The organism is Angustibacter speluncae, assembly GCF_054777815.1.
In genome coordinates, this window is the sequence record NZ_BAAHAF010000065.1 from 1 (window position 1) to 8,374 (window position 8,374).

An 8,374-nucleotide genomic window follows, 5' to 3' on the forward strand; every position below is an offset into this window, starting at 1 on the left:
CGGCCCGCGCCGCGGCCGAGCTGGCCGACGGCGCCGACGAGCTCGCCTCCGGCGCGGGCCGTCTCGCGTCCGGCGCCGACGACGCCGCCTCGGGTGCCGGGGAGCTGGCGTCCGGTGCGGTCGAGCTCGCGTCCGGCGTCGACCGGCTGGCCACCGGCGCGACCGACGCGCAGAGCGGCGCGACCCAGCTCTCCGACGGCCTCGGCCAGGGCGCGGCGGCGCTGCCGTCCTACTCCGACGAGCAGCGTGAGCAGCTCGCCGACGTCGTGACCCGGCCGGTGACGTCCGGCGACGGGACCGGGCTCGGTGCGGTGTCCGGCTCGGTGGTCCCGCTCGTGGCCGTGCTCGTGCTGTGGCTCGGCGCGCTGGCGACGTTCCTGGTGCGCCGCCCGCTCGCCGCCCGCGCCGCCACGGTGGCCGCGAGCGCACGACGGCTGGCGCTGGAGGGCTGGTGGCCGGCCGCGCTCATCGGCGCCGGCCAGGTGCTGGTGCTCGCGGCGGTCGTGGCCGCCTTCGGTCTCGACGTCGCCTCGCCGGTGCCGGCTGTGCTCGTCGGCCTGCTCGCCGCGGCGGCGTTCACGGCCCTGCACCAGGCGCTGGTGGCGGTCGGTGGCCGGTTCGGGCAGGTGCTGTCGCTGGTGCTGCTCGTGGTGCAGGTCGCGTCGATGGGCGGGCTGATCCCGCTCGCGACCGCGCCGGAGGCGTTCCAGGTGCTCGGCGGCGTGCTCCCGCTGCCGCTGGCGGTCGACGCGCTCACCACCCTCGTGCAGGGCGGCGGTGCGTCGGTCGCCGGCGCGGTGGCCGGCCTGGTGGCGTGGACGCTCGTCCCGCTGCTGGTCTCGGTGTGGGCCGCCGGGCGCGAGCAGCGCTGGACCGTGGCGTCCGTGCGCCGGAGCCTGGTACCTGTGGGGGCATGAGCAGCGCACCCGCCCTGGCCGTCACCGGGTCGACCGGACGCCTCGGCGGCAGGGTGGCCGCCCGCCTCGCCGACCGCGGCGTCCAGCAGCGGCTGCTCTGCCGCGACACCTCGCGGGCGCCGCGGCTCGCGGGTGCGACCGCGGTCGCCGCGTCGTACGGCGACGGTGGCGCGGTCCGCGCGGCCCTGGAGGGGGTCCGGACCCTGCTGCTGGTGTCGGCGTCCGAGTCGCCCGACCGCGTCCAGCAGCACCTGACGGCCGTCGACGCGGCGGCGGACGCCGGCGTGCGGCACGTCGTCTACACCTCGTTCCTCGGCGCCGCACCGGACCCGACCTTCACCCTCGCCCGCGACCACTGGACCACCGAGCAGCGGCTGCGCGAGGCCGCGGAACGCACCGGGCTGACCTGGACCTTCCTGCGCGACAGCCTCTACGCCGACTTCCTGCCGATGATGGCGGGCGACGACGGCGTGCTCCGCGGTCCCGCCGGTGACGGCCGCGCGGCGCTGGTGGCCACCGACGACGTCGCCGACGCGGCGATCGCCGTCCTGCTCGACCCGGCGGCGCACGCAGGGCGCACCTACGACCTGACCGGGCCGCAGGCGCTGTCGTTCGACGAGATGGCGCGGACGCTGACCGACGCCGGGCGTCCGACGACCTACGTCGCGGAGACGATCGAGGAGGCGTACGCCTCACGGGCCGCGTACGGCGCGCCCGACTGGCAGGTGGACGCGTGGGTCTCGACCTACACCGCCGTCGCGGCGGGCGAGCTCGACGTCGTCAGCGACGACGTGGCGGCGCTCACCGGCCGGCCCGCGACGTCGCTGGCGGAGGTGGTGCGCCGCTAGGCCGGGTCGCCCTCGTCGGACGACGCGCCACCCTCGGAGCCACCCTCCTCGGGTGCGTCGCGGTCCTCGCCGACGCCGAACGGGTCCATCACGTCGAGGTCGGGGTCCGGGTCCTCGGGCATGACGTCCTCGGCCGGGAAGCCGTCGCCCGCGCCGGCGTCGTCGGCACCCGCCGCGCGCTCGCCCCCGCCGGCCGCGTCGTGGTCGTCGCGCACCGCGGGCTCGTCCGGGTCGCGACCCTGCTCGCTCTCGCTCTCGCTCATGGCGGTCATCGTCCGCGCGCTCGGCGCGCGGCGCCACCGGAGCCGACCTAGCGTGGCGGCATGAGCACCGTCAGCCGCACCGTCCGCACCGACGCCGCACCGCAGCAGGTCTTCGACTACCTCGTCGACTTCACCCACACCGAGGAGTGGGACCCGGGCACGGTCTCGACCCAGCGGGTCAGCGGCGACGGCGGCGTCGGCACCAGGTACCACAACGTCTCGAAGTTCCTCGGCCGCGAGACCGAGCTCGAGTACACCGTCATCGACCTCGACGCGGGCACCCTGGTGCGGCTCCGCGGGGTCAACGACACGGTCACCGCGACCGACACCATGCGCATCACCCCGGACGGCAGCGGCTCGCTCGTCGAGTACACCGCCGAGTTCGAGTGGAAGGGCGTCGCCAAGGTCGCGGGCCCGCTGCTCGCGCCGGCGCTGAAGAAGCTCGGGGACGAGGCCGAGCAGGGTCTGCAGGAGAACCTGGCGAAGCTCCCTCGCCCCTGATCGTCCCCTTCGCGACGTTCGTGGTGGCGGGCCGCGCCACCGGGCGCGGCTCGGCTGTGGTGCCCGACCCCGTTGAGCCGGCGTCCCGCACGTGGTGAGGTCACCCCCGTGACGACCTCCCTGCCCGACGGCGTGCAGTCCCGCGACGTGCCCACCTCCCGCCTCACCACGCGTGTCCTCGAGGTGGCCGGGCGCGACGACGGCGAACCGGTGCTGCTCGTGCACGGCAACGTGTCGAGCTCGCTGTTCTACGTCGACCTGCTGACCGCGCTGCCCGGGCGCTACCGGCCGGTGGCTCCTGACCTGCGCGGCTACGGCGGCACCGAGGCCCTGCCGGTCGACGCCTCGCGCGGCGTCCGCGACTGGTCCGACGACGTGCTGGCGCTGGCCGACGCGCTCGGGTTCGAGACCTTCCACCTGCTCGGCTGGAGCCTCGGCGGCGGCGTCGCGATGCAGGTGCTGCTCGACGCGCCCCACCGCGTCCGGACGCTGACGCTGCAGGCGCCCGTGTCGCCGTACGGCTTCGGCGGCACCGGTGCCGACGGCTCGCTGCTGAGCCCGGACGGCGCCGGCTCCGGCGGTGGCTGCGCGAACCCCGAGTTCGTCCGCCTGCTCGCCGAGGGCGACACCGGCACCGAGAACCAGACCTCGCCACGCAACGTGCTGCGCGCCTTCTACGTCGCCGGCGGCCGGGTGCTCGACCGCGAGGACCTGTACGTCGAGTCGATGCTGTCGACGCGCACGGGCGAGGACCACTACCCCGGCGACGCGGGCACCTCGCAGGCCTGGCCCGGCGTCGCGCCCGGCACCCGCGGCGTGCTGAACACGCTGGCGCCTACCCACTTCCGCACAGACGGCATCGTCGACGTCGACCCCAAGCCCCCGGTGCTGTGGGTGCGCGGCGACCAGGACGCCGTCGTCGGCGACAGCTCGATGTTCGACCTGGCGGCGCTCGGCGCACTCGGCGCGGTGCCCGGCTGGCCCGGCCCGGACGTCTGCCCGCCGCAGCCGATGATCGCCCAGACCAGCGCGGTGCTCGACGACTACGAGGCGAAGGGCGGCTCCGTCACCAGGCTCGTGCTGCCGGGAGTCGGCCACAGCCCGCACGTCGAGGCCCCGGACGAGTTCACCGCGGCATTCGTCGCGCACCTCGACGGCTGACGGTCGGTCTCACCGAGGGAGCTCCCAGGCGATGATCCCGGCGACGACGAGCGCACGCGACTCGGCGTCGAGCGTCGGGTCGAGGAAGGACAGGCGCCACCTGGGCTTGTCGAAGGGCCGCTCGGCGCCCTGCCAGGTGAACTCGGTGAGCGGCCGGTCGGCGGCGTCGAAGAACTGCGGTGCGCCCTTGCTCGTCCCGTGGCCCACCGCGGTCCCGTCGGCGGCGGTCAGCTCGATCTTCGGGAACGGGTTGAACGTGCCGCCGTCGGCGCTGACCCGGCCGACCGGCGTCCCGTCGACGAGGGTGACCTCGGCAGAGTAGGTGTTGGGCGTGCCGGGGGAGAGGGTGATCAACCAGCGGGGCACGTCGGAGGGGTCCACGACCTCGATCTCGTACAGCCGGGTCGCGCTGCTGGAGCCGAGCAGGCGGACGGCCCAGCTCCACCAGTGGGTCGCGGCGACCTTGCGGCTGCGGGTGGAGGCGACCACGCGCCCGTCGGCGACGAACTCGTAGTCGGTGTTCGTGCGGGTCCCGACGATCGCTCGGTCGGCGAAGAGGTCGATCATGCCGACGATCATGGCATCGGCCGTCGGTCGCCAGGTCCGCCGCCCGGGACGGACCGGAGGTCCACCGCGGCGTCCGTCGAGCACCTCGGCAGCCGGTCAGTCCAGCGACGACAGCCAGGGCAGCACCACCAGGGTGGTCGGCAGAGCCAGGACGGCGAGCGCCAGCACGGCCAGCACGACCGTCTGCACCGGGCGCGGCCGCGCCTGCACCAGCAGGTCGGCCCGCACCGGCAGGTCGCCGGCCGTGGCGCCGAGCGTGCCGTCCGGGACCCGACCACCCGCGAGGGCGAGCAGCGCCTGCGCGAGCGGGCGCGCGCCGACGGCGCGGACGGCGGCCGCGTCGGCGAGCAGCTCGACCAGCAGCCGCACCTCGGTGAGCGCGGCGGCGCTGCGCACGTAGCGCGGGAACGCCTGGTGCAGCACGGTGAACGCCTCGACGACCAGGTCGTGCCGGGCCGCGAGGTGCGCCCGCTCGTGCACCAGGACGGCCTGCGTCGCCTCGGGCGACAGCGTGGCCAGCACCCCGCGGGTGAGCACGACCCGGCCGGAGCGGGCCCCGGGCAGGCAGTAGGCGACCGGCACGTCGTGGGTGAGCACCGAGACGTCCTGCTCGCGCTCGGCCAGCAGGTCGACCTGCTCGCGGTGGCGCTGCCGCAGCTCGCGCAGCCGGGTGCCGACGAGGTGGCCGGTGAGCAGGAGCCGCCCGAGCACCACCGCGGTCACGACGAGCGCGGCACCGGCGACCACGAGCCGCACGGGGGTCGGCTCCTGGCGCCAGGCCACCTGGGTCACCAGCGACAGCCCGGCGCCGAGGGCCGCGAGGACGGCGGCGAGCGCGACCGCCTGCCACAGCAGCATCGCCGAGCGCGGGGTGCGCCGGGTCGCCGTCCAGCGGCGCAGCAGCGCGGGGGCCGGGCCGGCCAGCAGCACGGCCAGCAGACCCAGTACGAGCGGGGTCGGCACGGGCTCAGCCGCCGAGGCGGTCCAGCGCCGCGCGCAGGGCGGCCACGTCGGCCTCGCTCGCGTCGTCGACGAAGGCCACGAGCGCCCGGCCGCGGTCGTCGGCGCCGAACTCGGCCAGCGTCTCGTGCATGAGGTCGGCGGTCATCTCGGCGCGCGTGCCGCGGGCCCGGTAGGCGTTCGCGCGGCCGGCCTTGGCGACCTCGACCTCGCCCTTGCGGGCCAGCCGGTCGAGCACGGTCATCACCGTGGTGTACGCGATCGCGCGGCTGCGCTCGAGCTCGGCGTGCACCTCCTTGACGGTGCGCGCCGCGCCGTCGTCGGCTGCGGCCCAGAGCACCTCCATCACGGAGCGCTCGAGGTCGCCGAAGGTCTGGGGCACGCCGTCAATCTACTACACGATGTAGTGCTACGCTCTACTACGTCACGTAGGAGCAAGGCCCGCACCCCTGGGAGCGCAGCGTGGACGTCGTCGACATCGCCCGCTGGCAGTTCGGCATCACGACCGTCTACCACTTCCTGTTCGTCCCGCTGACGATCGGCCTGACCCTGGTCCTCGCGGTGCTCGAGACGCTCTGGGTACGCACCGGGCGGCGGGAGTACCTGCGGCTGGTGAAGTTCCTCGGCAAGCTCTTCCTCATCAACTTCGCCCTGGGCGTGGTCACCGGCATCGTCCAGGAGTTCCAGTTCGGCATGAACTGGTCCGACTACTCGCGCTTCGTCGGCGACGTGTTCGGCGCCCCGCTCGCGCTCGAGGGCCTGCTGGCGTTCTTCCTGGAGTCGACCTTCATCGGGCTGTGGATCTTCGGCTGGGACAAGCTGCCTCGCGCCCTGCACGCCGCCTGCATGTGGCTCGTGCACCTCGGCACCCTCGCCTCGGCGTACTTCATCCTGGCCGCGAACTCCTGGATGCAGAACCCGGTGGGGTACACGTTCGACCCCGAGACGAACCGCGCCGAGCTGGCGAGCGTCGCCGCCTTCCTCGACGTGCTCACCAACCCGGTGCAGCTCGTGACGTTCCCGCACGTCGTGCTCGCGGCGTACCTGACCGCCGGCGCGTTCGTCATGGGCACCTGCACGTGGCTGCTGGTGCGCCGCAGCGACGACCACGCCCTCTACCGGGTCGGCATCCGGGTCGGGGCGGTCTTCACCCTGGTCGCGGGGCTCGGGGTCGCCATCACCGGCGACGTGCAGGGCAAGATCATGACCGAGGTGCAGCCGATGAAGATGGCTGCGGCAGAGGCGCTCTACGAGTCGTCCGACTCCTGCGCACCCTTCTCGCTCCTGACCGTCGGCAGCCTCGACGGACGCACCCCGACCCAGCAGCTCGAGGTGCCGTGCGTGCTGTCGTTCCTCGCGACCGGCTCGTTCGACGGCGAGGTGCAGGGCATCAACGAGCTGTCGGAGCAGTACCGCGAGACCGACTGGGGCACGCCGCAGGTGCAGCACGACGGCGACTTCGTGCCGTACGTGCCCGTCGTCTACTGGTCGTTCCGGATGATGATCACGATGGGTGCCGCCGCCGCGGCCGGAGCGGTGCTCGTGCTCTGGCTCACCCGTCGCGGCCGGGTGCCCGGCAACCGCTGGATCGCCACGCTCGGCCTCGCGCTGCCCGTCGCCGCCGTCCTCGGCAGCTCGTTCGGGTGGATCTTCACGGAGATGGGACGCCAGCCCTGGGTCGTCTTCGGCCTGATGACCACCCAGGCCGGGGTCTCGCCCGGCGTCTCGACCACCGAGGCGTGGATCTCGCTGACCGTGCTCACCCTGCTCTACGGCGTGCTCGCCGTCATCGAGCTCGGCCTGCTGGCGCGCTACGTCCGCAAGGGGCCCGAGCCGTTCGAGGAGCCGCCGACCGTCCCCGTCGGAGGCGCCGACGACGACGCCCCGATGGTCTTCGCCTACTGAGGAGCAGGGAGTCTCGTCATGGATCTGAGCATCCTGTGGTTCGTCGTGGTCGCCCTGCTGTTCACGGGCTACTTCGCCCTCGAGGGCTTCGACTTCGGCGTCGGCATGCTGCTGCCCGTGCTCGGCAGGGACGAGCGCAACCGCCGCGTGCTCTACAACACGATCGGCCCGCTCTGGGACGGCAACGAGGTGTGGGTGCTCACCGCCGGCGGCGCGATGTTCGCCGCCTTCCCGTTCTGGTACGCCACGCTGTTCAGCGGGTTCTACCTGCCGCTCCTGCTGATCCTGGTGGCGCTCATCGTCCGCAACCTCGCGTTCGAGTACCGCGGCAAGCGGCCCGAGCCGTCGTGGAAGGCCCGGTGGGACGTCGCGGCCGTCGTGGGCTCGTGGGTGCCGGCCGTGCTGTGGGGGGTGGCGTTCGCGAACATCGTCCAGGGCGTGCCGCTCGGCCCGCTCGGTGACAACCCGCCCACCGCCTACCACCTCGAGTACACCGGTGGCCTGCTCGAGCTCCTGAACCCGTACGCGCTGCTGGGCGGGGTCGTCACCGCGAGCCTGTTCGCCACCCACGGCGCGATGTTCGTCGCCCTCAAGACCGACGGTGAGATCCGCCACCGCGCAGGGGCTCTCGCCGTCCGGCTCGGGCTGGGTGCCGCCGCCGCAGCCGTCGTGTTCCTGACCTGGACGGTGGCCGCCGACGGCTTCCGGCCGGTCCCCGTGGTGCTCGCCGTGCTCGCGGCGGCGGCCCTGGTCGGCGGGCTCGCCGCCGCGCGGGCCGGCCGCGAGGGACGCGGCTTCACCCTCACCTTCGCGACCGTCGTGCTCGCCGTGGCGACGCTGTTCACCTGCCTGTTCCCGGACGTGCTGCCCTCGACGACCGACCCGGCGTTCAGCCTCACCGTCGAGAACGCCACGGCCACCGACGCGACGCTCACCGTGATGACGATCGCCGCCGCGGTCTTCACCCCGGTCGTGCTCGGCTACCAGGCCTGGTCGTACTGGGTGTTCCGCCGGCGGATCTCCGTGCACCACATCCCCGACGCCGAGCCCGCACCCACCGGGGGGTCGCGCCCGTGAGGCCGCTCGACCCCGCGCTGCTGCCGCACCTGCGGCCCGCCCGCCGGGCGCTGGCGGTGGTGGTGGCGGCCGGGCTCGCCGGGGGGCTGCTCGCGGTCGCCCAGGCGGTGGCGCTCGGGACGACGCTCGTGCGGCTCGTCAGCGACCCGGCGGGCGGGGCGTGGCACGCGCCCGC

General features: G+C 74.4%; 10 protein-coding genes. 6 read left to right on the forward strand and 4 right to left on the reverse strand.

Annotated elements, in window-relative coordinates:
• Both ACYVKY_RS07700 and ACYVKY_RS07705 read left to right on the forward strand, forming a co-directional pair.
• Positions 1–917, forward strand: a 917-nt coding sequence (locus tag ACYVKY_RS07700; RefSeq protein ID WP_460434387.1) for a YhgE/Pip family protein, incomplete at its 5' end; no start/stop codon positions are given.
• Positions 914–1,765 (forward strand): SDR family oxidoreductase, encoded by an 852-nt coding sequence (locus tag ACYVKY_RS07705; protein WP_460434388.1) that lies wholly within the window; start codon positions 914–916, stop codon positions 1,763–1,765. The genes ACYVKY_RS07700 and ACYVKY_RS07705, both read left to right, overlap by 4 nt.
• Here the strand turns inward: ACYVKY_RS07705 and ACYVKY_RS07710 are convergent.
• The gene (locus ACYVKY_RS07710; protein WP_460434389.1) at positions 1,762–2,028 is read right to left on the reverse strand and encodes a hypothetical protein; all 267 of its coding nucleotides are present in this window, start codon (positions 2,026–2,028) and stop codon (positions 1,762–1,764) included. The genes ACYVKY_RS07705 and ACYVKY_RS07710 overlap by 4 nt on opposite strands.
• 60 nt (positions 2,029–2,088) lie before the next feature.
• Here ACYVKY_RS07710 and ACYVKY_RS07715 point away from each other — a divergent pair, with 60 nt between their 5' ends.
• Together ACYVKY_RS07715 and ACYVKY_RS07720 are read left to right on the forward strand one after the other, a co-directional pair.
• The gene (locus ACYVKY_RS07715) at positions 2,089–2,529 is read left to right on the forward strand and encodes an SRPBCC family protein (RefSeq protein ID WP_460434390.1); all 441 of its coding nucleotides are present in this window, start codon (positions 2,089–2,091) and stop codon (positions 2,527–2,529) included.
• 108 nt (positions 2,530–2,637) lie between these two features.
• Positions 2,638–3,690 (forward strand): alpha/beta fold hydrolase, encoded by a 1,053-nt coding sequence (locus ACYVKY_RS07720; RefSeq protein WP_460434391.1) that lies wholly within the window; start codon positions 2,638–2,640, stop codon positions 3,688–3,690.
• 9 nt (positions 3,691–3,699) lie between these two features.
• Here the strand turns inward: ACYVKY_RS07720 and ACYVKY_RS07725 are convergent, their stop codons facing one another.
• The 3 genes from ACYVKY_RS07725 to ACYVKY_RS07735 form a co-directional block, all read right to left on the reverse strand.
• The gene (locus tag ACYVKY_RS07725) at positions 3,700–4,257 is read right to left on the reverse strand and encodes a hypothetical protein (protein ID WP_460434392.1); all 558 of its coding nucleotides are present in this window, start codon (positions 4,255–4,257) and stop codon (positions 3,700–3,702) included.
• Between the two features lie 96 nt (positions 4,258–4,353).
• The gene (locus ACYVKY_RS07730) at positions 4,354–5,220 is read right to left on the reverse strand and encodes a M48 family metalloprotease (protein WP_460434393.1); all 867 of its coding nucleotides are present in this window, start codon (positions 5,218–5,220) and stop codon (positions 4,354–4,356) included.
• Positions 5,221–5,224: 4 nt separating this feature from the next.
• Entirely contained in the window at positions 5,225–5,599 is a 375-nt protein-coding gene (locus tag ACYVKY_RS07735; RefSeq protein WP_460434394.1) for a BlaI/MecI/CopY family transcriptional regulator, read from the reverse strand.
• An 80-nt stretch (positions 5,600–5,679) separates the two neighbouring features.
• On the opposite strand from ACYVKY_RS07735, the gene ACYVKY_RS07740 reads away from it, so the two are divergent.
• Together ACYVKY_RS07740 and cydB are read left to right on the forward strand one after the other, a co-directional pair.
• Positions 5,680–7,122, forward strand: a complete 1,443-nt coding sequence (locus ACYVKY_RS07740) for a cytochrome ubiquinol oxidase subunit I (RefSeq protein WP_460434395.1) — start codon at positions 5,680–5,682, stop codon at positions 7,120–7,122.
• 18 nt (positions 7,123–7,140) lie between these two features.
• Positions 7,141–8,199: a cytochrome d ubiquinol oxidase subunit II gene (cydB, locus tag ACYVKY_RS07745; RefSeq protein WP_460434396.1), complete on the forward strand. Its 1,059-nt coding sequence runs from the start codon at positions 7,141–7,143 to the stop codon at positions 8,197–8,199.
• Positions 8,200–8,374 lie beyond the last annotated feature (175 nt).